Here is a 24,034-nt window from a genome sequence, read left to right as displayed (position 1 = left end):
AAAAAGCCCTTGAAATGCGGCAAGCGGCCCCCAAATAAAGGTCAACCCCGCGGGATAAGCCCGCAACTTGTTTAAAGAGCAAATTTTTTAGTTTTGTAACAACTGAATTCGAGGTTTTTGCTATGGGACGCATTATTGGAATCGACCTGGGCACCACTAACTCTTGTGTGGCCGTGCTCGATGGTGATAGCGCTAAAGTCATTGAAAACGCCGAAGGCGGTCGTACCACGCCTTCTATCATTGCCTACACCGACGACGGTGAAATCCTGGTAGGCCAGGCCGCCAAGCGCCAGGCCGTGACTAACCCGGAAAACACTCTTTACGCCATCAAGCGTCTGATCGGCCGTCGCTTCAAAGACGACGTCGTTCAAAAAGACATCAAGATGGTGCCCTACAAAATCGCCGAAGCCGACAACGGTGACGCGTGGGTAGAAGTAAAAGGCAAAAAAATGGCGCCGCCGCAGGTGAGCGCGGAAGTGCTGAAGAAGATGAAGAAAACCGCCGAAGATTATCTCGGCGAAGCGGTCACCGAAGCGGTCATCACCGTACCGGCCTACTTCAACGACAGCCAGCGTCAGGCTACTAAAGATGCAGGCCGCATTGCCGGTCTAGACGTCAAGCGTATCATCAACGAGCCGACCGCTGCTGCTCTGGCCTACGGCATGGACAAAGCCCGTGGCGACAAAACCATCGCAGTCTACGACTTGGGTGGTGGTACCTTCGATATTTCCATCATCGAAGTCGCCGACGTGGATGGCGAAACGCAGTTCGAAGTATTGGCAACCAACGGTGACACCTTCCTGGGTGGTGAAGATTTCGACCTCGCGCTGATCAACTATCTGGTCGATCAGTTCAAGTCGGACAGCGGTATCGATTTGTCTGGTGACAATCTGGCCATGCAGCGTCTGAAAGAAGCCGCCGAGAAAGCCAAAATCGAGCTTTCCAGCGCCCAGCAGACCGATGTGAACTTGCCGTACATCACCGCCGACAACACTGGCCCGAAACACCTCAACGTGAAGGTGACTCGTGCCAAACTGGAGTCGCTGGTCGAAGACCTGGTACAGCGTTCGCTCGAGCCGTGCAAAATGGCGCTGAAAGATGCAGGCTTATCCGCTTCTGAAATCGACGAAGTGATCCTGGTCGGCGGTCAGACCCGCATGCCGTTGGTTCAGAAGAAAGCGGCAGACTTCTTCGGTAAAGAAGCCCGTAAAGACGTGAACCCGGATGAAGCGGTTGCCGTGGGCGCTGCGATTCAGGGCGGTGTATTGGGTGGCGACGTAAAAGACGTTCTGCTGCTTGACGTTACCCCGCTGACCCTGGGTATCGAAACCCTGGGTGGCGTGATGACGCCGCTGATCGACAAGAACACCACCATCCCGACCAAGAAGACGCAAACCTTCTCGACCGCGGATGACAACCAGACCGCCGTGACCATTCACGTCGTTCAGGGTGAGCGTAAGCAAGTGTCGCAGAACAAGTCGCTGGGTCGCTTCGACCTCGCCGACATTCCGCCGGCACCGCGCGGTGTGCCGCAGATCGAAGTGGCGTTCGACCTCGATGCCAACGGTATTCTGAACGTGTCTGCCAAAGACAAGGCGACCGGTAAAGAGCAGTCCATCGTCATCAAGGCGTCTAGCGGCCTCTCCGATGAAGAGATCGAGCAAATGGTACGTGATGCCGAAGCCCACGCGGACGAAGACAAAAAGTTTGAAGCGCTGGTGCAGCTGCGTAACCAAGCGGACGGCATGATTCACGCCACCCGTAAGACCGTTCAAGAAGCGGGCGATAAGGCCACCGATGACGAGAAACAGGCCATCGAAAACGCCATCGCCGAACTGGAAGAAGCGGTGAAAACCGATGACCAGGACGACATCCAGAAGAAACTGGATGCGCTGACCGAAGTCTCCGGCCAGCTGGCGCAAAAGATGTACGCCGAACAGGCAGAAGCGGCCCAGGCGGGTGGTGAAGGTGCTGAAGAAGCCAACACCAAGCAGGACGATGACGTGGTTGACGCCGAGTACGAAGAAGTCAACGACGACAAGAAGAAGCAGTAACCCACCTCTTTCTGCCAAGGAAAGTGGTGACGCGGGAGGCAACTCCCGCGTTGCTGTTTCCGCGGCCGAGACGCCTATAGTGTGTAGCTAACCAGGAGGCGTAGGACCCATGTCCAAACGCGATTATTACGAAGTCCTGGGTGTCGAAAAAGGGGCCGATCAGAAAGAGATCAAAAAGGCCTATCGCCGTCTGGCGCAAAAATTCCACCCTGATCGAAACCCGGACGATACCTCCGCAGCGGAAAAATTCCGCGAAGTGTCGGAAGCTTACGAAGTTCTGAGCGATGGTGAGAAGCGCGCGGCCTACGACCAGTTCGGCCATGCCGGTGTGGATGGCCAGGGCGGCGGCTTCGGTGGCGGCGGCGCTGGCGATTTCAGCGATATCTTCGGCGATGTGTTTGGCGATATCTTCGGTGGCGGCGGTGGCCGTCGTCGTGGGCCCAACGCACCTGCACGGGGTTCCGACCTGCGCTACAACCTAGAGCTGGATCTAGAGAGCGCAGTGGCGGGCACCACGGTGGATATTCGCGTCCCGCGTCATATTGAGTGTGACCGCTGTGACGGTGGCGGCGCCGAGCCGGGCTCCACCAAAGAGACCTGCCCGACCTGTCATGGTCACGGCCAAGTACGCATGCAGCAGGGCTTCTTTGCGGTTCAGCAAACCTGCCCGACCTGTCACGGCAGTGGCCAGCACATCAAAGTGCCGTGCCACAAATGTAACGGCGAAGGGCGCGTGCGCGAAACCCGCACCCTCTCGGTGAAGATTCCGCCGGGTGTGGATACGGGAGACCGTATTCGTCTCAACGGCGAAGGCGAGAGCGGCGTGAACGGTGGCCCGGCGGGCGATCTGTACGTTCAGGTGTCCATTAAGCCGCACCACATCTTCAAGCGTGACGGTAAGCACCTGCAGTGCGACGTGCCGATCAACTTTGTTGATGCAGCGTTAGGTGGCGAGCTGGAAGTGCCCACGCTAGATGGTCGCGTGAAGCTGAAGATCCCGCCGGAAACCCAAACCGGCAAACTCTTCCGCCTGCGCGGCAAAGGCGTGAAGCCGGTACGCGGCGGTGCCCCCGGCGACCTGCTGTGCAAAGTAGTGTTGGAAACGCCCGTCAACCTCAACGACGAGCAGAAAGACCTGCTTCGCCAGCTGCAAAAGAGCTTTGATGACAGCAATAGTCATAGCCACTCGCCGAAAAAGACTGGCTTCTTCGACAGCGTGAAGAAGTTCTTTGAAGAGATGAAGCCGTAAGGTCTTTATCTATTTCATACAGTTTGTGTAGCAACGCTAAAAACCAGCATCCATTGGGTGCTGGTTTTTTGTTGCGTGTAGCTAGGTGGCTGCACCGTTGCAACGAATTCTCATGCAACGCTTGGTTCTTATCGCGGTGGGGATTAGGCTAGTGGGTGCTCACCCGCCACCTATATGGAGAGATCTCTATGCCTTTATCCCGAGCAGAAATTGCCACCCCATCCGGCGCGCGGTTGATCAACCGCCTGTGTAAACATTGGGCGCATAAGCTTGAGGTGGAGCACAGTGAGCAGGACGCCAAGATCGTGTTTGCCAGCGGTACTTGCCTGATGCACGCCGAACCTGATCGGCTACTGGTCTCCATCGAAACCCTGGAAGAAGAGCACTTGGACCAGCTAGAGGGCGTGGTCGAGAGCCATCTAATGCGTATGGCGAAAGACGAGTCGCTGGAGATTGTCTGGGAGAATTGAAAGTGCATGAAGGCGCTGCCGTTAGCGCCGCATCGCTAAGGGTGGTCTGCTATAATCGCGGCCACCTTTTTTGTTTCTAGTTGATGCCAAATAGCGCACGCGTAGGAGTTTCCATGACCCGAATTGCCATTGTAGGCGTAGCTGGCCGCATGGGCCGCACGTTAGTTAACGCTGTTGAGCAACAGGCTGATGCCTCGCTTGCAGGCGGTATTGTGGAGCCGGGCAGCTCCCTGGCGGGCGTAGATATCGGCGAGCTGGCAGGTGTGGGTAAGCGTGGTGTGGCCGCCGTGGATTCGCTCGACGCCATTGTGGATGACTTCGACGTGCTGATCGACTTCACTGCGCCCCAAGTCACCTTGGCGAATCTGGCATTCTGCGCCGAGCACGGTAAGTGCATCGTGATCGGCACCACCGGTATGAACGATGAAGAGCTGGCCGAGCTAGATAGTTACCGCGATAAGGTGGCCATGGTGTTTGCTCCCAACATGAGCGTGGGCGTGAACCTGACGCTCAAGCTACTGGAAACGGCGGCCAAGGCGCTGGGTGATGAAGGCTACGATATTGAGGTGATTGAGTCCCACCACCGCCATAAAGTCGATGCGCCTTCCGGTACGGCCATTAAAATGGGTGAAGTGGTGGCCGAAAGCTTGGGGCGTACCTTGAAAGAGCACGGCGTGTTTGAGCGGGTTGGGCAGTGCGGCCCGCGTACTGATAAAGAGATCGGCTTCGCTACCGTGCGGGCGGGCGATATCGTCGGTGAGCATACTGTCATGTTCGCCACCGAAGGCGAGCGCATCGAAATCACTCATAAAGCTTCCAGCCGTATGACCTTCGCCAAAGGGGCCGTGCGGGCGGCGCGCTGGGTGGCCGCTCAGCCGCATGGCCGTTATGACATGCAGGACGTGCTGGCACTGAGCTGAGCCGTGGGCTTGTGTTAGACAAGGTCGGCATAAAGCGCTGGCCCTGGTGCGCTAAATGCTGTAACATTCCAAAAATTTTGGCCCAGTGGCTGCAAAGAGCAGCAAAATATCTACAGTAGTGAAGAGCTGTAGAGAGAGCACCGCGCTTGTTGCACTGGCCGTTAAGTGGGAAAAGTAGTCAGCTAAATGCTGCGCCATGGCTAACACCGTTATGAAGGCCAAGGAAAGAGAACAACAAGCGGGATGAAACCGATTTTTTATTATCGGCTTCGTCCCGCTTTTTTACGACCCGACGTTTGCACGCAAACGCCGACAACCGGATCGCCGAGCCTGCGCCCACAGGCTCCCACCAGCATGGGAGAACTTGTCTTGAATAACCCCGCATTGAGCAAACCCGCGATATTGGCCCTGGAAGATGGCAGTGTGTTTCATGGAACTGCCATTGGCGCGGATGGAGTCACAAGCGGTGAGGTGGTGTTCAATACAGCCATGACCGGCTACCAGGAAATCCTCACCGACCCCTCTTACACCCGCCAAATCGTCACCCTGACTTACCCGCACATCGGCAACACTGGCATTAACTCTGAAGATGTAGAGTCCGCCTCGATTGCGGCAGCTGGCTTGGTAATTCGCGATCTCCCCCTGCTGGCCAGTAGCTTCCGTTCTGAGCAAACCCTCTCTGATTACCTGAAAAGCCAAAACGTGCTGGGTATTGCGGATATCGATACCCGCCGCCTGACGCGTATTTTGCGCGATAAAGGTGCCCAGAACGGTGCGATTCTGGCGGGTGCCGATGCAGAAGGTGAGGATGCCGTCGAGCGGGCGCTGGCGGCGGCGAAGGCATTTCCGGGCTTGAAGGGCATGGATTTAGCCAAGGAAGTCTCCTGCAAAGAGGCTTACGAGTGGTCGGAAGGCGAGTGGGCCTTGGGCGAAGGCTATGCGGATGCGAGCCAGGGCGAGCGCCCTTACCATGTGGTCGCGTTTGATTACGGCGTGAAGTTCAACATCCTGCGTATGCTGGCGGCGCGCGGCTGCCGCTTGACCGTGGTGCCGGCGCAAACGCCTGCGGCAGAGGTGCTGGCGATGAACCCGGATGGCGTGTTCCTGGCTAACGGCCCCGGCGACCCCGAGCCCTGTGACTACGCCATCAAAGCGATCCAGGAAGTGTTGGAAACCGACACGCCGGTGTTCGGCATTTGCTTGGGCCACCAGCTGCTGGCGCTGGCCTCCGGTGCCAAAACCGTCAAGATGGGCCACGGCCACCATGGTGCTAACCATCCGGTACAAGACCTAGATACCGGCACGGTGATGATCACCAGCCAGAACCATGGCTTTGCCGCCGATGAAGCCTCCCTGCCCAGCAACGTACGTGCCACGCACCGCTCGCTGTTCGATGGCACCCTGCAGGGCATTGAGCGTACCGACCGCCCGGCGTTTAGCTTTCAGGGCCACCCGGAAGCCAGCCCTGGCCCGCGCGATGTAGCGCCGCTATTTGATCGCTTTATCGCCATGATGCAGGCGCGCCGCTAAGTTAGCCGCGCTGCCTCTCATTGCCTAGTTACGCCGTTTTGATGCTCATCGTCACCACTTTTTGCGGGAACCGTTATGCCTAAGCGTACCGATATCAATAGCATTCTTATCATTGGCGCTGGTCCGATTGTCATCGGCCAGGCCTGCGAATTCGACTACTCTGGCGCTCAGGCGTGTAAAGCGCTGCGCGAAGAGGGTTACCGGGTTATTTTGGTCAACTCTAATCCGGCCACCATCATGACCGACCCTGCCATGGCCGATGCCACCTACATCGAGCCAATCACCTGGCAGGCGGTTGAGAAAATTATCGAAGTCGAGCGCCCGGACGCCATTCTCCCCACCATGGGCGGCCAAACCGCGCTGAACTGTGCGCTGGATCTTGAAAAACATGGCGTACTTGCTAAGTACAGTGTTGAGATGATCGGCGCCAACGCCGACGCCATTAACATGGCGGAAGACCGCGACCTGTTCGACCAAGCCATGAAGCGCATTGGCCTGGAGTGCCCCAAGGCCAAAGTGGCGCACACCATGGACGAGGCCTGGGAGATTCAGGCGGAGCTGGGCTTCCCGACCATCATCCGTCCTTCCTACACCATGGGCGGCTCCGGCGGCGGCGTGGCGTACAACAAGGAAGAGTTCGAAGAGATCTGTACCCGCGGGTTCGAACTTTCCAACAACCACGAGCTGCTCATCGACGAGTCGCTGCTGGGCTGGAAAGAGTACGAGATGGAAGTGGTGCGTGACCGCAACGACAACTGCATCATCGTCTGCGCCATCGAAAACTTCGACCCCATGGGCGTACACACCGGCGACTCGATTACCGTCGCGCCTGCCCAGACGCTGACCGATAAAGAGTACCAGATCATGCGCGACGCCTCTCTGGCCGTGCTGCGCGAGATCGGCGTGGAAACCGGGGGGTCGAACGTGCAGTTCGGTATGGACCCGAAAACCGGTCGTCTGGTCGTGATCGAGATGAACCCGCGTGTGTCGCGCTCGTCGGCGCTGGCATCGAAGGCCACCGGTTTCCCGATTGCTAAAATCGCCGCGAAGCTGGCGGTGGGTTACACCCTTGACGAGCTGCAGAACGATATTACTGGCGGTCAAACACCAGCGTCGTTTGAGCCGTCCATCGACTATGTCGTGACCAAAATTCCGCGCTTTACGTTCGAGAAATTCCCCCAAGCGAACGACCGCCTGACCACCCAGATGAAGTCGGTGGGTGAAGTGATGGCGATTGGCCGCACGTTCCAAGAGTCGCTGCAAAAAGCGCTGCGCGGTATGGAAACCGGTAACGACGGCCTCGACCCGATCATCACCGAGTTCACCGATGAAACGATGGCCCAGATTAAGGGCGAGCTGCAGGCCGCGGGTGCCGAGCGTATCTTCTTTGTGGCTGATGCTATGCGCGCTGGTATGAGCGTGGAAGAGATCTTTGCGCTGACCAACATCGACCGCTGGTTCCTGGTGCAAATGGAAGACCTGATTCTCACCGAAGCCGCCGTGTCCAAGCGCGCCCTGGCAGAGTTCTCGGCGCGTGAGCTGTTCCAGCTCAAGCGCAAGGGCTTCTCCGATGCGCGGCTGGCGAAGCTGCTGGGCGTCTCCGAGAAGGAGTTCCGCAAGACGCGTCAGGCAGCAGGCATTCGCCCGGTGTACAAGCGCGTGGACACCTGTGCCGCCGAGTTTGCTTCCGATACCGCCTACATGTACTCCACCTATGAAGAGGAGTGCGAAGCGGACGTGTCGGATCGCCAGAAGATCATGGTGCTGGGCGGTGGCCCGAACCGTATCGGTCAGGGTATCGAGTTCGACTACTGCTGTGTGCACGCCGCCTTCGCCATGCGCGACGACGGCTATGAAACCATCATGGTCAACTGCAACCCGGAAACCGTCTCCACCGACTACGACACCTCCGACCGTCTCTACTTCGAGCCGGTGACGCTGGAAGACGTGCTGGAAATCGCCGACAAGGAGAAGCCGGTGGGCGTCATCGTCCAGTTCGGTGGCCAAACCCCGCTGAAGCTGGCTCGCGAGCTGGAAGCCGCAGGCGTGCCGATCATCGGTACCACGCCGGACGCCATCGATCGCGCCGAAGACCGCGAGCGCTTCCAGGTGATGATCGACAAGCTCGACCTGAAGCAGCCGCCCAACGCCACGGCCCGGAGCTTCGAAGAAGCCTTCACCAAGGCCGAGAAGATCGGCTACCCGCTGGTCGTGCGCCCCAGCTACGTACTAGGTGGCCGTGCCATGGAGATCGTCTACGATGCCTCTGAGCTCGAAAACTACATGACCAACGCGGTGAAGGTCTCTAACGACTCTCCGGTACTGCTGGATCACTTCCTGAGCGCGGCGGTGGAAGTGGATATCGATGCGGTCTCTGACGGCCAGCAGGTCGTGATTGGCGGTATCATGCAGCACGTTGAGCAGGCGGGCGTTCACTCCGGTGACTCCGCCTGCGCGCTGCCGCCTTACTCGCTGCCTGCCGACGTGCAGGACGAGATGCGTGAGCAGGTCAAGAAAATGGCCGTGGAGCTGGGCGTCAAAGGCCTGATGAACGTGCAGCTGGCCTGGCAGGAGGGCGAGATCTACGTGATCGAGGTCAACCCTCGTGCATCGCGTACCGTGCCGTTTGTTTCCAAGTGCATCGGCACCTCGCTGGCGCAGATTGCCGCGCGCTGCATGGCTGGTAAGACGCTGGCCGAGCAGGGCTTCGAACGTGAGATAGTGCCGCACTTCTATAGCGTCAAAGAAGCGGTCTTCCCGTTCAACAAGTTCCAGGGCGTTGATCCAATTCTCTCGCCGGAAATGAAATCCACCGGTGAAGTGATGGGCTCGGGCGATACCTTCGCGGAAGCCTTTTTCAAGGCGCAGCTGGGCGCGGGCGAGGCGATCCCGGCGCTGGATGGCGACCGTAAAGCGTTCCTGTCGGTGCGTGAGCCTGATAAGCAGGGGATTATCGAAGTGGCCCGTTCTCTGCTAACATTGGGCTTCACGCTATGTGCAACACGCGGTACCGCTGCGGCCCTCGAAGCCGCCGGGCTGCCCGTGGAGCACGTCAATAAAGTCTACGAAGGCCGTCCCCATATCGTCGATCTGCTGAAGAACGACGAAATCGCCTACATCGTGAATACCACCGAAGGTCGTCAGGCAATCAACGACTCTTCGATCATTCGCCGTACTGCTCTCGCGCGCAAGGTGCCCTATGCGACCACCTTGGCGGGCGCTAATGCTGTTTGCATGGCGCTAGAGTACGGTAGGGAGATTACGGTGCGGCGCCTTCAGGATCTGCATGCAGGAGCAAGTCAATGAACAAGGTCCCGATGACGGTAGCGGGAGAAAAAAGTCTTCGCGAAGAGCTCAACCACTTGAAGGGCGAAGCTCGCCCTCAGGTGATTGCGGCCATCGCTGAAGCGCGTGAACACGGCGATCTCAAGGAGAACGCCGAGTACCACGCCGCCCGTGAACAACAGGGGTTTATTGAAGGCCGTATTCAGGAAATCGAGAGTAAGCTCTCTGGCGCCCAGGTGATTGATGTCACCAAGCTGCCGAAAACCGGCAAGGTGATTTTTGGGGTGACTGTGTCGCTCTTGAACCTGGATAGTGATGCCAGCGTTACCTATCGCATTGTTGGCGAAGATGAAGCCGACATTAAAGCGGGGCGTATTTCGGTCACTTCACCCATTGCGCGCGCGCTGATTGGTAAAGAAGAGGGCGATGTGGTGGTGGTGAAAACGCCCGGCGGCGACGTTGAGTACGAAATTGAGAGTGTTGAACACCTCTAATATTGTGCGGATAGCGCCATAAAAAAGGCCCGATGCAGGTAGCTGCTTCGGGCCTTTTAGCTTAGCGGCGCTTGGCACCGTGTCAGCATAGTACTGTGTGCTTTAGTGCCGCCCGTGATGGTTTTCGAAGCGGGTAACGTTGGAGAGCTTGGGGTTAGCCTTTGGGTTGCGGCGATAAAGCAGCGCCATTTTGCCAATGGTCTGCACCAGCTCGGCCTTGCTGTCAGCCAGCAGCTCGTTGATCATCGCGGCGCGATCATCCCGCTCGGGCAGGGCGAGCTTCACTTTGATCAGCTCGTGGTCGTTGAGCGCGCGGCTGAGTTCTGCGAGCAGGTTTTCGGAGACGCCGTTCTCAGAAACGGTGACCACGGGGTTCAAATGGTGGCCAATGCTACGAAATGCTTTCTTTTGTGCCTGTGACAAGCTCATGGTATCTTGCGGTATCCCGGTTAGCGCTTAACGTTCCATCTTACGGTGAAATGCCGCTAAGTGAAAGCAATCACGTGAACGCACCCATCTCTTATTCCAGTGTCAGATTCCCACATGCAGCAAAAGCCTCCAAGCCGTAAACATTCAGTGAGCAAAACCAGCAACAACTGGAAGAAAGAACATTTCGACGACCAGTACGTAAAACAGAGCTGGCAGGATGGCTACCGCTCCCGGGCGAGCTATAAGCTGCTAGAGCTGGATGAGAAGGATAAACTGTTTCGTAATGGTATGACGATCATTGATCTGGGGGCAGCCCCCGGTGGATGGAGCCAAATCGCCGCCGAAAAAGTCGGGCCAGAGGGCGTGGTCATCGCCTCTGATATTCTGGAGATGGATGCGCTGGCAGGGGTGGACTTTATTCAGGGCGATTTTACCGAGGAGAGCGTACTTAACGCGATTCTTGAGCGCCTGGGAAATCGTCCGGTAGACCTTGTTATGTCGGACATGGCCCCCAATATGAGTGGTATGGCAGCCATCGATCAGCCACAGGCCATGTACCTTGTCGAGCTTGCTCTGGAGCTGGCGCGTGAAACGCTCTCGCCCAAGGGGCGTTTTCTGGTCAAAGTGTTTCAGGGGGAGGGCTTCGACACCTATTTGAAGGAGCTGCGCGGCAGCTTTCAGCGCGTAGTGACCCGTAAGCCGGATGCTTCACGGGCCCGTTCACGAGAAGTCTATTTTCTGGCCGAAGGCTTTCGCGGTTAGCAAGTGACCGCGTGCATGGCCACGATAGCGACGATTTATCACCACGATTGCCAGACAGGCAGGCGTAAGGTGTGTCACATTATGCACATTGGACGAGCGTGACACAGATGGCCCAGGGCGTTATGCGCTTTGGCAATGGTTGAACGTTAAACTCTAGTGTAAGGTCTGAGTACTAACGGTTAACTGACGGATTCTTGTAATGAGGGTAGCCCCTTGAACGATATGGCGAAGAACCTGATTCTGTGGTTGGTCATCGCGGCCGTTCTACTGACAGTGTTCAATAATTTCAGTACGGAAAGCGCACCGCAAACCACTAACTACTCCCAGTTTGTGCAGCAGGTGCAAAATCAGCAGATCCGCAGCGTCACCATCGATGGGTATACCATCACCGGTGAGCGGATCGATGGTTCGCAGTTCCAGACCATCCGCCCTGCCGCAGAAGATCCCAAGCTGATCGACGACCTGCTGAGCAACAATGTCACGGTGGTCGGCAAGGCGCCGGAGCAGCAAAGCATCTGGACGCGGCTACTGATTGCCAGTTTCCCGATCCTGCTCATTCTGGCGATCTTCATGTTCTTCATGCGCCAGATGCAAGGCGGTGCCGGTGGTGGCAAGGGTGGCCCGATGAGCTTTGGCAAATCCAAGGCGAAGCTGCTCTCCCAGGATCAGATCAAAACCACCTTTGCAGATGTCGCAGGCTGCGACGAAGCGAAGGAGGAAGTAGAAGAGCTGGTCGACTTCCTGCGCGACCCGACCAAGTTCCAGCGTCTGGGGGGTACCATTCCCCGCGGCGTACTGATGGTGGGCCCGCCCGGTACCGGTAAAACGCTGCTGGCCAAGTCTATCGCGGGCGAAGCTAAAGTGCCGTTCTTCTCCATCTCGGGTTCCGACTTCGTTGAAATGTTCGTCGGTGTGGGTGCGTCCCGCGTACGCGACATGTTCGAACAGGCCAAGAAGCAGGCGCCCTGCATTATCTTTATCGACGAAATCGATGCTGTTGGCCGCTCGCGCGGTACCGGCATGGGTGGTGGTAATGATGAGCGTGAGCAGACGCTGAACCAGCTGCTGGTCGAGATGGACGGCTTTGAAGCCAACGAGGGCATTATTGTCATCGCCGCCACCAACCGCCCGGACGTTCTTGACCCCGCGCTGCTGCGCCCGGGCCGCTTCGACCGTCAGGTAACCGTGGGCTTGCCGGATATCCGTGGCCGTGAGCATATTCTGGGCGTTCACCTGCGCAAGGTGCCGCTGGCGGATGACGTGAAGCCGCAGCTGATTGCCCGTGGTACGCCTGGCTTCTCCGGTGCCGACCTGGCCAACCTGGTGAACGAGGCTGCCCTGTTTGCGGCGCGTCGTAACAAGCGCCTGGTAGGCATGGAAGAGCTTGAGCTGGCCAAGGACAAGATCATGATGGGCGCTGAGCGCAAATCCATGGTCATGACCGATAAAGAGAAGCTCAATACCGCTTATCACGAAGCAGGCCACGCGATTATTGGCTTGGTCATGCCTGAGCACGATCCGGTCTACAAGGTGACGATTATTCCCCGTGGCCGCGCGCTGGGTGTGACGATGTTCCTGCCGGAAGAGGATCGCTACAGCCTGTCGCGCCAGCAAATTATCAGCCAGATCTGCTCGCTGTTTGGCGGTCGTATTGCCGAAGAGATGACGCTGGGTGCTAACGGTGTGACCACTGGTGCATCTAACGACATCAAGCGTGCCACTGAGCTGGCTCACAACATGGTGGCCAAATGGGGTCTCTCGGATGAGATGGGGCCGATCATGTACGATGAGGACGAGTCTCACCAGTTCCTCGGTGGCCCTGGTCAGGGCGGCGGTAAGCTGAAATCTGGCGAAACCATCACGCGTCTTGATAAAGAAGTGCGCAAGATTATCGATGAGTGTTACGAGCAGGCGCGTCAGATTCTGCATGACAACCGCGACAAGCTGGATGCCATGGCAGAAGCGCTGATGAAGTTTGAAACCATCGACGCCAGCCAGCTTAAAGACATCATGGAAGGACGTGACCCGCGTCCGCCGGAAGGCTGGAACGACGGTGACTCCTCTGGTGGTGGAATGCGCATCAGCGACGATAAGCCAGAAGCGAAAGCGGATGAGCAAGCACCTAACGCGTCAAGCGATGAAGGCGAAGAGGATGACGATGAGCCTCGCCGTCGCCCATCTGACCCGCTAGGTGGCCCGGCAGGTCCTTAATCAAGCCATACTGCTGGTGTTAGCAAAGGCGTCCCATATTGGGGCGCCTTTTTGTTATGCTGTGGGCCAATAGCAGTTACGTTTCTTTTCTATTTTTAGGCGGTAGCATGACACCGAACGTTGACCCTTCATCGCCTTCGCGCCAAGCAGAGAGTGCTTTGCAGCTGCGCTGTGGGCGCCATACGCTTGATCTTTCGTTTCCACGGGTGATGGGTATTTTGAACGTCACGCCTGATTCGTTCTCCGATGGTGGTCAGCATGTTGCCTTAGACGATGCGCTACGCCACGCCGAGCGCATGCTGGCCGAAGGCGCTGCCTTGATTGATGTGGGCGGCGAATCGACCCGTCCAGGCGCTATGGCGGTTTCTGAGCAGCAAGAGCTAGACCGTGTCGCACCCGTAGTGGAAGCTCTGGTGCGCGAACTAGATGCGTTGGTATCGGTGGATACCAGCAGCGCCACGGTAATTCGTGAAGCCAGCGCCTTAGGGGTGGGGATGATTAACGATGTGCGTGCGCTAGAGCGCGAGGGCGCACTGGCAGCTGCTGCCAGCAGCGGTTTGCCTGTGTGTCTGATGCACCGCCAGGGCGAGCCGCAGAACATGCAGCACTCTCCTGAGTACAGCGAGCCCGTAGAGCGTGCGGTCGCGGCGTATTTATCCGAGCGTATCGATGCTTGTGAAGCAGTAGGGCTGCGCCGTCATCGTCTTTTGATCGACCCTGGCTTTGGGTTTGGCAAAACCGTCGAGCATAATCTGCGTTTGCTCAAGTATATGGAGTCGCTGCTCGCGCTTGATCTGCCGATATTGGTAGGCATGTCACGTAAAAGCATGATTGGCAAAGTACTGGGTCGTCCGGTAGAAGAGCGGTTAGCTGGCGGCTTGGCTTTGTCGGCTATGGCGGTTGAACGTGGGGCGAGCATTCTACGAGTGCATGATGTTGGGCCTACAGTGGATGCTGTGAATATGGCTTGGGCGGTGCTACAAGAGGGCTGTGAGCCGCCCGTTGATAAGGAACTCTCGTTATGACACGACGCTATTTTGGTACTGATGGTATTCGCGGTACCGTTGGGCAGTCACCGATTACCGCTGATTTTATGCTCAAGTTGGGGTGGGCCGCTGGGCAGGTGCTGCGCCGTGAAAAGGGCCGCACGCGGGTATTAATTGGTAAAGACACGCGTATTTCTGGCTATATGTTTGAGTCGGCGCTGGAAGCGGGGCTTTCAGCCGCCGGTGTGGATGTTTCCCTGTTAGGGCCGATGCCCACGCCTGGGATCGCTTATCTCACACGTACCTTCCGGGCGGATGCGGGCATTGTGATTTCAGCTTCTCATAATCCGTTTGACGATAACGGCATTAAGTTTTTCTCCGCAGAAGGCAAAAAGCTGCCGGATGACGTGGAAGGCCGCATTGAAGCGATGCTGGAAGCCCCGTTGACCACCGCCGATGCAGCGCAGCTAGGTAAGGCGGCACGCATTGACGATGCCGCAGGCCGCTATATTGAGTTCTGTAAATCTACCCTGCCGGACCGACTTAGTCTGCACGGACTGAAAGTGGTATTGGATTGCGCCCACGGTGCCACTTACCATATCGCGCCCAGCGTTTTTCGCGAGCTAGGGGCGGAAGTGAGCGTGATTGGCGCCGCGCCAGATGGATTAAATATCAACCACCATGTGGGATCGACACACCCAGCAGCGCTGCGGGCGGCGGTAATTCAGCAAGGGGCGGATTTAGGCATTGCTTTCGATGGCGATGGCGACCGTGTACTGCTCGTTGATGCGGATGGTCGTGAGGTCGATGGCGACGATATTTTGTACTTAATCGCCCGTGACCGTTTTGAGCGCGGCCTTCTGGAAGGCGGAGTGGTCGGCACGCTGATGAGTAACTTCGGCCTGGGGATGGCATTAGACCGGCTCGGTATCCCGTTCCAGCGTGCCAAAGTAGGCGACCGCTTCGTGATGGAAATGATGGCAGCCAACGGCTGGGAGCTGGGCGGCGAAGCGTCGGGACACATTGTCTGTGGCCACGTACAAACGACCGGTGATGGTATTGTGTCAGCCTTGCAGGTGCTGGGGTTAATGGTGCGGGAGCAAAAACCGTTACCATCGCTGCTGAAAGGGCTGGAAAAAGTGCCGCAATCACTGGTTAATGTGCGCTTGCCCGCAGGGTCGAATGCCAAAGAGGTTATGGCTGCCCAACCGCTGTTGGATGCTGTGGCTGCATTAGAGGCTGAATTAGGGGACCAAGGGCGGGTACTGCTGCGCCCATCCGGCACCGAGCCATTAATCCGCGTAATGGTGGAAGGACGCGCTCATTTGGATGTGGATCGCTTAGCTAATAAGCTGGCAGGTCAAGTGCAGGCGCTACTCGGCTAGCATGCTGGGTCGTGAATAGCCGTCCTTGCTTGGCAGAGCGCGTCCTGCTTGTCACTGGGCTTGCAACAGCGGTTGTCTTGACAAGGCGGCTCCTATACCATTTTGCTCCACCTTGAGTGAGGATTATCCATGCGTACGCCATTAATCGCCGGTAACTGGAAAATGAACGGTTCTGCGGCGTTGATTGAGTCGTTTGGCAAAACGTTTGCTTCTGCTGCGCTGCCCGCCAATATCGACGTGGTGGTCATTCCGCCGTTTCCCTATCTAGACGCTGCGCGCCATGCGTTCAGCAACACGCCGCTGCAGTTAGGGGCGCAAACGCTTAATCCTCATCACTCCGGGGCACATACCGGGGAAGTGAGCGGTAGCATGCTCAAAGAGTTTGGTGTGGCCTACGTGTTGGTGGGGCATTCTGAGCGCCGCCAGCTTTACCGCGAAAGCGACGAGCAGGTGTTTGACCGTCTGTTGGCAGCCCTTGATACTGGGCTGACGCCTATTCTATGCGTGGGTGAAACGCTGGAAGAGCGCGATGCAGGCCGCACGATGGACGTTGTGTTGCGCCAAGTAGGCTATATCATGGCTCGCTTAGCACCAGAGCAGCGTCTGCAAATCGTTATTGCCTACGAGCCTGTGTGGGCGATAGGTACCGGCCGTACGGCCACGCCAGAGCAGGCGCAAGAGGTCATGGCAGGCATTCGTGCCTATCAGGCAGGGTTTGATGCGTCGCTTGCCGAGCAGCTGAAACTGCTTTACGGCGGTAGCATGAACGCAAGTAACGCGGCTGAGCTGCTCGCCCAGCCGGACATCGACGGCGGTTTAGTGGGCGGTGCCTCGCTTAAAACCGACGATTTCTACGCCATTTGTCAGTCAGCAGGATAACTCCATGCAAGTTGCAATTCTTATGGTTCACGTGGTGATTGCGGTCGCCTTGGTTGTACTCATCCTGCTCCAGCAGGGAAAAGGTGCCGAAGCAGGCGCAGCCTTTGGTGGTGGTGCGTCGCAAACGGTTTTCGGCTCGCGGGGCAGTGGTAACTTCCTGTCGCGTACCACCGGTATTTTAGCCGCTGGCTTTTTTGTGACCTCGATGGCTCTAGCATACTTTGCCACTCAGGCAGGCCAAGCGCCGGAAGCCGGTATTCCTGATGCGCGGCTGATCGAACAGCAGCAAAACATTCCAATGCTTGACGACTCCCCTGCAAGTATGGATAATACCGCGCCAGTGCTAGAGGAAAGCAGCGAGTAACTTCTTGATGTCGCTTTCTTTAGCCTCCCCTGATGCCGAAGTGGTGGAATTGGTAGACACGCTATCTTGAGGGGGTAGTGACCGTATGGTCGTGCGGGTTCAAGTCCCGCCTTCGGCACCATCTGTTTCGCTGGTTTACCAGCTTCCCAGAATGTCAGGATTGGCACCTGAGGCGAAAGACGCATTTGAAAAAGTTTTTGAAACAAGTTCTTGGAATGAGTTCTTGACGTAAGCCTTTCAAGTGTCTATTATCGTCGACCTAGATTGATGCGGGGTGGAGCAGTCTGGTAGCTCGTCGGGCTCATAACCCGAAGGTCATCGGTTCAAATCCGGTCCCCGCTACCATTTATCTAGTAGCATGGTTTAGGATCAACGGCATGTATTAAGGTGCTTTTGAGCTGCGAAAAATTCGCGACATGTTGCTAAAATGGTACTACAGGTTTCTTTTGAAAAGCCCCTTCCTGTGAAGGGGCTTTTTGTTAGTAGCTTTTTGTAACTGGTTTTTTGTAAACAGCTTTTATGAAGAGCTTTTTGCGAGCCAAGCGTGTCTCAAGAGCGGATGTTGTTCGAGTAGCCAGAGACACATTCCCAGGTAATGCCAATCAGCCACCTAGCTTTTCTTACGACTCCTGGCCAGGTGCCTGATGCAACGGCTATAGGAGCTTTGTCTGTGGCCACAAAACACGCTGCGCTTCACGCGCTGATCGAACCTGTCGTTGCCGCCATGGGCTTCGAGCTATGGGGTATCGACCATATTTCCCAGGGCAAGCATTCGCGGCTGGTGATTTACATCGAGCGCGAGAGCGGTGTCAGCGTGGAAGACTGCGCTGATATTAGCCGCCAAGTCAGTGCCGTGATGGATGTGGAAGACCCCATTCCCGGCGAATACCGCTTGGAAGTCTCGTCGCCCGGCATGGCACGTCCCCTTTACTCCCTGGATCACTTTATCCGCTATCAGGGCCACCAGGTCGCTCTGAAGCTACGTGTCGCGTTCGATGGGCGACGCAAATACCAAGGGCTCCTCGCAGGTGTCGATGGCGATGAAGTGCTACTGCAACTGGAAGGCGAAGAGTACTGCTTTCCTATCGAAAGCATCGATTCTGCGCACGTTGTCCCGCAGTTCGACGAATAACACGGGTCGCGGCTTCCGGCAGGCGCCGGGATGATGCACAAAAGGACAGGTTTTCTGGCGAGGCAAACGCATGAGTAAAGAAATTTTAATGGTCGTGGACGCGATCTCTAATGAAAAAGGCGTCCCCCGCGATGTCATCTTCGAAGCGGTAGAAGCCGCGCTGGCCAGCGCGTCGCGTAAGCGTTTTGAGCACGAAGAAGCCAATGTGCGCGTTCATATTGATCGCCGCACCGGTGACTACGATACGTTCCGCTACTGGACCGTGGTCGAAGATGACGAATTCGAAACGCCAGACTATGAAATCAAGCAGAGCATTGCCGAGCAGCGCGACCCGCCGCTGAAGCTGGGCGATGTGGTCGAGCAAAAGATCGAAAACGCCGTGTTCGGGCGTATCGCCGCGCAAACTGCCAAGCAGGTCATCGTGCAGAAAGTGCGCGAAGCCGAGCGTGCCGAAGTCGTGCGTCAGTACGCTGACCGTGAAGGCGAACTCGTTGCGGGTATCGTTAAGAAGACCACCCGTGACGGCCTGATCATTGATCTGGGAGAAAACGCCGAAGCGTTTTTGCCGCGTAACGAGATGATCCCCGGCGAGCGCTACCGGATGAACGAGCGTGTTCGCGCGCTGCTGGTCAAGGTTGACCCGGACGCTCGCGGTGCGCAGCTGCAACTCTCACGCACCTGCCCTGAATTCATCATTGAGCTGTTCAAAATTGAGGTGCCGGAAATCGCCGAGCAGCTGATTGAAATCAAAGGTGCTGCTCGCGACCCCGGCTCACGTGCCAAGATCGCAGTGAAAACCAACGACCGCCGCATTGATCCGGTCGGTGCCTGCGTCGGTATGCGTGGCTCACGGGTTCAGGCGGTATCATCTGAGCTGAAAAACGAGCGTGTAGATATCGTTCTGTGGGACGACAACCCGGCTCAACTGGTGATCAACGCCATGGCGCCGGCCGACGTGGCCTCGATCTTGGTGGACGAGGATGCGCACGCTATGGACGTCGCCGTGGCACAGGACAACCTGGCACAGGCCATTGGCCGTAGCGGCCAGAACGTGCGTTTGGCGTCTGAATTGACCGGCTGGCGGATCAACGTCATGACCGAAGATGAAGCGGAGTCCAAGCGCGAGCAGGAAATCGACAGCCTGGTGGATTCCTTTGTTCATCATCTGGGGGTCGATGATGAGGTCGCTCGCCTGCTAGTGGAGGAAGGGTTTACCACCCTGGAAGAAGTTGCCTACGTGCCGCTGGAAGAGATGCTCGAAATCGAAGAGTTCGACGAAGAGCTGGTGGAAGAGCTGCGTGCACGCGCAAAAGACGAGCTGCTGACGATGGCGATTGCCTCGGAAGAAGCGCTGGACGGTGCCCAACCAGCGGATGACCTGCTGGAGATGGACGGTATGGAGCGCCACCTGGCCTTCATTCTGGCCAGCCGCGGTATCGTCACAATGGAAGATCTCGCCGAGCAGTCTGTCGACGATCTGGTCGATATCGAGGAGTTGGACGAAGCGCGCGCAGCGGCACTGATCATGACTGCCCGTGCGCCCTGGTTTGAAGTTGATGACACATCGGATTCAAACACACAGTAAACAGGTCACGGGCTGAGGAGGGTCACTATGTCAGATATGACAGTTAAAGATTTTGCAGTAAAGGTGGGCCGCGATGTGCCCCGCCTATTGGAACAGATGAAAGAAGCTGGCTTGAAGCATGCTTCAGAAAACGACGCCGTATCTGAAGATGACAAGCAGACACTGCTAAGCTTTTTGAAGAAAAGCCACGGCGGCGGCGACAGCGAACCGAGCAAAAACCGTATTACGCTGACCCGTAAAACCCGCAGCCGCATCAAGACCGGCGAGCGCGGTAAAACGATCGAAGTACAGGTTCGTAAGAAGAAAACCTACGTTAAGCGCGAAGAAGATGAGAAGCCGAAGGCGCCTGAACCCAAGCACTCTGGCCCGCGTCAGTTGGTAGGCGATATGGCGGAAGCAGAAGCAGAGCGTAAAGCGCGCGATGCCCGCGTCGCTGAAGAGAAAGCCGCCGCTGCGAAAGCCAAAGCTGCCGAAGACGCCGCGCGTAAAGAAGCGGAAGAGAAGGCCAAAGCCAAAGCCGCTGAAGTGCCGGATATCGAAGTGCCCGAGCTTGAAATCGACGACACGCCGGTAGCCGATGATCTGCCGCCGGCACCGCCGAAAGAGGGCCGTACCGATCGTCGTACTGCGCCGCCGAAAAAGGCAGCCGCGAAGAAGAAAGGCCGTGACGACGACGATGATCGTGGCGATCGCGAAGAGCGTAAGCGCGGCGGCGGCAAGAAAGTGAAGCGTGCCGAGCGCCGTGGCGGACGTCGTGGTGGTGCTAGCCAAAGTGGTAATGGCAAGCACGGCTTCCAGAAGCCGACGCAGCCGATCGTTCGTGAAGTCTCGATCCCTGAGTCGATCAGCGTTGCTGAGCTGGCCGACAAGATGTCGATCAAGGCCAACGAAGTCATCAAGGCCATGTTCACCATGGGTGCTGCGGTGACCATCAACCAAACAATCGACCAGGATACAGCGGCGATTGTGGTGGAAGAGATGGGCCACAAGGTCAAACTGGTGAAAGATGACGCGCTGGAAACGGAAATGCTGGAAGGCATCTCCTACGAAGGCGAAGAGATCACCCGCTCACCGGTCGTCACCGTCATGGGTCACGTTGACCACGGTAAGACCTCGCTGCTGGACTATATCCGTCGTGCGAAAGTCGCCACTGGCGAAGCGGGCGGTATTACCCAGCACATCGGTGCCTACCATGTGGAAGATGACCACGGTGGCGTGACCTTCCTGGATACCCCGGGTCACGCGGCGTTTACCGCCATGCGTGCTCGCGGTGCGAAAGCCACCGACGTGGTCATCCTGGTGGTGGCGGCCGACGACGGCGTCATGCCGCAAACCATCGAAGCCGTCGAGCACTCGAAAGCTGCTGGTGTACCGATGGTCGTGGCCGTGAACAAGATCGATAAGCCCCAGGCCGATCCCGATCGTGTCAAGAACGAGCTGTCGCAGCACGGCGTTATCTCGGAAGAGTGGGGCGGTGATACGCAGTTCGTTCACGTCTCTGCGAAGAGTGGTGAAGGCATCGAAGATCTGCTGGAAGCCATCCAGCTGGTATCTGAAGTACTCGAGCTCAAAGCCGTTCCGTCGGCACCGGGTAAAGGTGTGGTAGTTGAGTCGCGCTTGGATAAAGGGCGCGGTCCGGTCGCTACCGTGCTGGTTCAAAACGGTACGCTGAAGAAGGGTGATATCGTCCTGGCTGGCCTGCATTACGGTCGCGTACGTGCGCTGACCAACGAGCTAGGCAAGCAGGTCGATACCGCTGGCCCCGCCATGCCAGTAGAGATCCAGGGTCTCGACGGCACGCCGGATGCTGGTGACGACTTCATGGTCGTGGCCGACGAGAAGAAAGCCCGCGAAGTAGCTAACTTCCGTCAGGGTAAATACCGCGAAGTACGCCTGGCGCGTCAGCAGAAGGCCAAGCTGGAGAACATGTTCAGCCAGATGGGCCAAGACGAAGTGGCCAAGGTCAACATCGTCCTCAAAGCCGACGTACAGGGCTCGCTGGAAGCGATCAAAGGCGCCTTGGAAGAGCTCTCCACCGAAGAAGTGCAGGTGGCCGTGGTCTCCTCCGGTGTAGGTGGTATCACCGGTACCGACGCCAACTTGGCGCTGGCCTCGGAAGCCATCGTGGTGGGCTTCAACGTCCGTGCCGATGCCGCTGCTCGTGAGATCATCGAGCGTGAAGGTCTGGATCTGCGCTACTACAGCGTCATCTACCACCTGATCGACGAAGTCAAACAGGCGATGAGCGGTATGCTCGCCCCCGAGTGGAAAGAAGAGATCGTGGGTGTGGCCGAAGTACGCGACGTGTTCCGCGCGCCGAAGATCGGTGCGGTGGCTGGCTGTATGGTCGTCGAAGGCACCGTGTCGCGCAGCAAGCGTATCCGCGTTCTGCGTGACAACGTGGTCATCTACGAAGGTGAGCTCGAATCGCTGCGCCGCTTCAAAGACGACGTACAAGAAGTGCGTAACGGCATGGAGTGTGGCATCGGCGTGAAGAACTACAACGATGTCCAGGTCGGCGACAAGATCGAAGTCTTTGACCAAGTGAAGGTCGAGCGCAGCCTGTAAGGCCGCGCGAGGAGCAACCATGCGCGAATTTAAGCGTACCGACCGAGTAGCCGACCAGCTCCAAAAGGAGCTGGCGGTACTGATCCAACGCGAAGTGAAAGATCCGCGCTTGGGCATGGTCACGGTGAGCGGGGCCACCGTTAGTCGTGACCTTGGCTACGCCGATATCTACGTCACCCTGCTGGGTGAACAGGATCCCGAGCGTATCAAGGAGAACCTGCAGGTACTGAAACGTGCAGCAGGGTTTCTGAGAAGCCAAATCGCCCAGCGCATCAAGCTGCGTCACGTACCCGAACTGCGCTTTCATTTCGATGAAAGTGTGGTGCGCGGCCAGCACCTCTCATCGCTGATCGACGAAGCGGTCTCTTCTGACCGTGCCCGTCAAGCGGAAGACGAGGGCGGCAGTGAAGAGCAAGGTGAGGAGGCGCGCTAATGCCCCGTCGCCGTCGCGGATTACCGGTCAATGGCGTGGTGCTGCTGGATAAGCCGAAAGGCCTCTCCAGCAATCACGCGCTGCAGCGTGTGCGCCGTCTCTTTGAGGCGCAAAAAGCCGGGCATACCGGCACGCTGGACCCGATGGCGACAGGCTTGCTGCCTATCTGCCTGGGGGAGGCCACCAAGTTTTCCGCGCATCTGCTGGAAGCCGACAAGATGTATCGCACCCGGGTCGAACTGGGGGTGATCACCGATACCGGCGATGCCGAAGGCACTGTGCTGGAGCGGCGCGAGGTGCCAAACCTTGCGGTCGAGGACATCGAATCTGTCTTGACGCGTTTTCGCGGCGAGATCGATCAGGTGCCGCCCATGTACTCGGCGCTGAAGCATCAGGGTAAAAAGCTCTACGAGCTGGCCCGCGAGGGTAAGCAGGTTGAGCGTGCAGCGCGGCGGGTAAGCGTGTATGATGCGCGCCTGCTTTCGTTCGAGGGCACGGCGTTCGAGCTGGAAGTCAGCTGCAGCAAAGGCACGTACATCCGCACGTTGGCGGAAGACATTGGCCACGCGCTGGGCTGTGGTGCCCATATCAGTCAGCTACGTCGGCTCAAAACCGGGCCGTTCGATGGTGATGCGATGTGGACACTCGAGGCACTGGAAGCACTGGCTAGCCAAGCCGACCGCGAGGCGGAACTGATGCCCGTGGATGTGCTGGTCGATCACCTGCCGTCGCTTAGCGTCGATGACACCTCGTTTGGAAGGCTTGCCCACGGGCAGTCTGCCCATCTAGCCATTGGTGAATTAGCACCAGATGCGCTAGCACGACTTTATTACGCCGAGACGTTTATCGGCCTTGGCGTTGTAAAAGGGCCGCAGGAAGTGGCCCCCAAGCGGCTGTTAAGTACGGTCGCTATCTCGTAAAGCGTTGCAAGGATGTGGCGATTTGCGCGAAAATAGTCGCTTGAGACTGCAAATATGCGTGGTCTCACCCATTCATTTTTAGGCATATTGCTTACTGGAGAGACAGATGGCATTAACCGCTGAGAAAAAGGCCGAGATCGTCAACGAATACGGCCGCGGCGATAACGATACCGGTTCCCCTGAAGTTCAGGTTGCACTGCTGAGCGCCAACATCAACGGCCTGCAGGACCACTTCAAGACCAACAAGCAGGATCACCACTCTCGTCGTGGTCTGATCCGCATGGTAAACCAGCGTCGTAAGCTGCTGGACTACCTGAAGCGTAAAGATTTCGAACGCTATCAGTCTCTGATTCAGCGTCTGGGTCTGCGCCGTTAAGT

Annotated in this window: 20 protein-coding genes and 2 tRNA genes; 21 read left to right on the top strand and 1 reads right to left on the bottom strand. The window is 57.4% G+C overall.

The window, feature by feature from the left end; genetic code table 11:
• Window positions 1–122 precede the first annotated feature (122 nt).
• The 7 genes from dnaK (at window position 123) to greA (ending at window position 10,002) form a co-directional block, all read left to right on the top strand.
• Window positions 123–2,054, top strand: a complete 1,932-nt coding sequence (gene dnaK, locus BMY49_RS03635; protein ID WP_062360542.1) for a molecular chaperone DnaK — start codon at window positions 123–125, stop codon at window positions 2,052–2,054.
• A gap of 109 nt (window positions 2,055–2,163) precedes the next feature.
• Window positions 2,164–3,303 (top strand): molecular chaperone DnaJ, encoded by a 1,140-nt coding sequence (gene dnaJ, locus BMY49_RS03630; RefSeq protein ID WP_044629463.1) that lies wholly within the window; start codon window positions 2,164–2,166, stop codon window positions 3,301–3,303.
• Between the two features lie 188 nt (window positions 3,304–3,491).
• A complete protein-coding gene (locus BMY49_RS03625; protein ID WP_044629464.1) occupies window positions 3,492–3,773 on the top strand; it encodes a DUF2218 domain-containing protein in 282 nt (93 codons plus the stop codon).
• 113 nt (window positions 3,774–3,886) lie between these two features.
• On the top strand, window positions 3,887–4,693 hold the full coding sequence (gene dapB / locus BMY49_RS03620) for a 4-hydroxy-tetrahydrodipicolinate reductase (protein ID WP_062372920.1): 807 nt from the start codon (window positions 3,887–3,889) through the stop codon (window positions 4,691–4,693).
• 384 nt (window positions 4,694–5,077) lie between these two features.
• Entirely contained in the window at window positions 5,078–6,223 is a 1,146-nt protein-coding gene (carA, locus tag BMY49_RS03615) for a glutamine-hydrolyzing carbamoyl-phosphate synthase small subunit (RefSeq protein WP_208596166.1), read from the top strand.
• Window positions 6,224–6,298: 75 nt separating this feature from the next.
• A complete protein-coding gene (carB, locus tag BMY49_RS03610) occupies window positions 6,299–9,529 on the top strand; it encodes a carbamoyl-phosphate synthase large subunit (RefSeq protein ID WP_089674878.1) in 3,231 nt (1,076 codons plus the stop codon).
• On the top strand, window positions 9,526–10,002 hold the full coding sequence (gene greA / locus BMY49_RS03605) for a transcription elongation factor GreA (protein WP_044629467.1): 477 nt from the start codon (window positions 9,526–9,528) through the stop codon (window positions 10,000–10,002). The genes carB and greA overlap by 4 nt, the downstream gene beginning before the upstream one ends.
• Before the next feature lie 102 nt (window positions 10,003–10,104).
• Here the strand turns inward: greA and yhbY are convergent, their stop codons facing one another.
• Window positions 10,105–10,431: a ribosome assembly RNA-binding protein YhbY gene (gene yhbY, locus BMY49_RS03600; protein WP_016915916.1), complete on the bottom strand. Its 327-nt coding sequence runs from the start codon at window positions 10,429–10,431 to the stop codon at window positions 10,105–10,107.
• 114 nt (window positions 10,432–10,545) lie between these two features.
• Here yhbY and rlmE point away from each other — a divergent pair, with 114 nt between their 5' ends.
• The 14 genes from rlmE (at window position 10,546) to rpsO (ending at window position 24,032) form a co-directional block, all read left to right on the top strand.
• The gene (gene rlmE / locus BMY49_RS03595; RefSeq protein WP_089674876.1) at window positions 10,546–11,193 is read left to right on the top strand and encodes a 23S rRNA (uridine(2552)-2'-O)-methyltransferase RlmE; all 648 of its coding nucleotides are present in this window, start codon (window positions 10,546–10,548) and stop codon (window positions 11,191–11,193) included.
• 213 nt (window positions 11,194–11,406) lie between these two features.
• Window positions 11,407–13,404, top strand: coding sequence for an ATP-dependent zinc metalloprotease FtsH (ftsH, locus tag BMY49_RS03590; RefSeq protein WP_089674874.1), 1,998 nt, complete (start codon window positions 11,407–11,409; stop codon window positions 13,402–13,404).
• Between the two features lie 107 nt (window positions 13,405–13,511).
• Window positions 13,512–14,429: a dihydropteroate synthase gene (gene folP, locus BMY49_RS03585; RefSeq protein ID WP_089674899.1), complete on the top strand. Its 918-nt coding sequence runs from the start codon at window positions 13,512–13,514 to the stop codon at window positions 14,427–14,429.
• Entirely contained in the window at window positions 14,426–15,775 is a 1,350-nt protein-coding gene (gene glmM, locus BMY49_RS03580; RefSeq protein WP_044629470.1) for a phosphoglucosamine mutase, read from the top strand. The genes folP and glmM overlap by 4 nt, the downstream gene beginning before the upstream one ends.
• Before the next feature lie 129 nt (window positions 15,776–15,904).
• Entirely contained in the window at window positions 15,905–16,654 is a 750-nt protein-coding gene (gene tpiA, locus BMY49_RS03575) for a triose-phosphate isomerase (protein WP_074211096.1), read from the top strand.
• Between the two features lie 4 nt (window positions 16,655–16,658).
• Window positions 16,659–17,018: a preprotein translocase subunit SecG gene (secG, locus tag BMY49_RS03570; protein WP_044629472.1), complete on the top strand. Its 360-nt coding sequence runs from the start codon at window positions 16,659–16,661 to the stop codon at window positions 17,016–17,018.
• 34 nt (window positions 17,019–17,052) lie between these two features.
• A tRNA-Leu gene (locus tag BMY49_RS03565) sits at window positions 17,053–17,139 on the top strand.
• 147 nt (window positions 17,140–17,286) lie between these two features.
• Window positions 17,287–17,363: transfer RNA gene (locus BMY49_RS03560), tRNA-Met, on the top strand.
• 325 nt (window positions 17,364–17,688) lie between these two features.
• A complete protein-coding gene (rimP, locus tag BMY49_RS03555; RefSeq protein WP_074211094.1) occupies window positions 17,689–18,150 on the top strand; it encodes a ribosome maturation factor RimP in 462 nt (153 codons plus the stop codon).
• A gap of 70 nt (window positions 18,151–18,220) precedes the next feature.
• A complete protein-coding gene (nusA, locus tag BMY49_RS18225; RefSeq protein WP_089674872.1) occupies window positions 18,221–19,735 on the top strand; it encodes a transcription termination factor NusA in 1,515 nt (504 codons plus the stop codon).
• A 27-nt stretch (window positions 19,736–19,762) separates the two neighbouring features.
• The gene (gene infB / locus BMY49_RS03545) at window positions 19,763–22,303 is read left to right on the top strand and encodes a translation initiation factor IF-2 (RefSeq protein ID WP_062372898.1); all 2,541 of its coding nucleotides are present in this window, start codon (window positions 19,763–19,765) and stop codon (window positions 22,301–22,303) included.
• Window positions 22,304–22,322: 19 nt separating this feature from the next.
• Complete coding sequence (rbfA, locus tag BMY49_RS03540) at window positions 22,323–22,736, top strand: 30S ribosome-binding factor RbfA (RefSeq protein ID WP_044629476.1); 414 nt, start codon at window positions 22,323–22,325, stop codon at window positions 22,734–22,736.
• Window positions 22,736–23,656 carry a tRNA pseudouridine(55) synthase TruB gene (gene truB, locus BMY49_RS03535; RefSeq protein WP_089674870.1) on the top strand — a complete coding sequence of 307 codons (921 nt, stop codon included), beginning with the start codon at window positions 22,736–22,738 and terminating at the stop codon, window positions 23,654–23,656. Before rbfA ends, truB begins: the two co-directional genes overlap by 1 nt.
• Window positions 23,657–23,762: 106 nt before the next feature.
• Window positions 23,763–24,032, top strand: coding sequence for a 30S ribosomal protein S15 (gene rpsO / locus BMY49_RS03530; RefSeq protein ID WP_009723734.1), 270 nt, complete (start codon window positions 23,763–23,765; stop codon window positions 24,030–24,032).
• Window positions 24,033–24,034: the final 2 nt, after the last annotated feature.

Origin of the sequence: Vreelandella aquamarina (assembly GCF_900110265.1) — a bacterium.
GTDB classification, from domain to species: Bacteria; Pseudomonadota; Gammaproteobacteria; order Pseudomonadales; family Halomonadaceae; genus Vreelandella; species Vreelandella aquamarina.
Note: the sequence above shows the minus strand (reverse complement) of the source record. Positions and strands in the feature narration are given on the sequence as shown.

Excerpts from the sequence above, each read along its gene's own strand:
- nusA (WP_089674872.1), top strand. The coding sequence starts at position 18,221 with ATGAGTAAAGAAATTTTAATGGTCGTGGACGCGATCTCTAATGAAAAA.
- glmM (WP_044629470.1), top strand. The coding sequence starts at position 14,426 with ATGACACGACGCTATTTTGGTACTGATGGTATTCGCGGTACCGTTGGG.
- dapB (WP_062372920.1), top strand. The coding sequence starts at position 3,887 with ATGACCCGAATTGCCATTGTAGGCGTAGCTGGCCGCATGGGCCGCACG.
- rlmE (WP_089674876.1), top strand. The coding sequence starts at position 10,546 with ATGCAGCAAAAGCCTCCAAGCCGTAAACATTCAGTGAGCAAAACCAGC.
- rpsO (WP_009723734.1), top strand. The coding sequence starts at position 23,763 with ATGGCATTAACCGCTGAGAAAAAGGCCGAGATCGTCAACGAATACGGC.
- carB (WP_089674878.1), top strand. The coding sequence starts at position 6,299 with ATGCCTAAGCGTACCGATATCAATAGCATTCTTATCATTGGCGCTGGT.
- dnaJ (WP_044629463.1), top strand. The coding sequence starts at position 2,164 with ATGTCCAAACGCGATTATTACGAAGTCCTGGGTGTCGAAAAAGGGGCC.
- secG (WP_044629472.1), top strand. The coding sequence starts at position 16,659 with ATGCAAGTTGCAATTCTTATGGTTCACGTGGTGATTGCGGTCGCCTTG.
- dnaK (WP_062360542.1), top strand. The coding sequence starts at position 123 with ATGGGACGCATTATTGGAATCGACCTGGGCACCACTAACTCTTGTGTG.
- greA (WP_044629467.1), top strand. The coding sequence starts at position 9,526 with ATGAACAAGGTCCCGATGACGGTAGCGGGAGAAAAAAGTCTTCGCGAA.
- folP (WP_089674899.1), top strand. The coding sequence starts at position 13,512 with ATGACACCGAACGTTGACCCTTCATCGCCTTCGCGCCAAGCAGAGAGT.
- truB (WP_089674870.1), top strand. The coding sequence starts at position 22,736 with ATGCCCCGTCGCCGTCGCGGATTACCGGTCAATGGCGTGGTGCTGCTG.
- tpiA (WP_074211096.1), top strand. The coding sequence starts at position 15,905 with ATGCGTACGCCATTAATCGCCGGTAACTGGAAAATGAACGGTTCTGCG.
- BMY49_RS03625 (WP_044629464.1), top strand. The coding sequence starts at position 3,492 with ATGCCTTTATCCCGAGCAGAAATTGCCACCCCATCCGGCGCGCGGTTG.
- yhbY (WP_016915916.1), bottom strand. The coding sequence starts at position 10,431 with ATGAGCTTGTCACAGGCACAAAAGAAAGCATTTCGTAGCATTGGCCAC.
- rbfA (WP_044629476.1), top strand. The coding sequence starts at position 22,323 with ATGCGCGAATTTAAGCGTACCGACCGAGTAGCCGACCAGCTCCAAAAG.
- infB (WP_062372898.1), top strand. The coding sequence starts at position 19,763 with ATGTCAGATATGACAGTTAAAGATTTTGCAGTAAAGGTGGGCCGCGAT.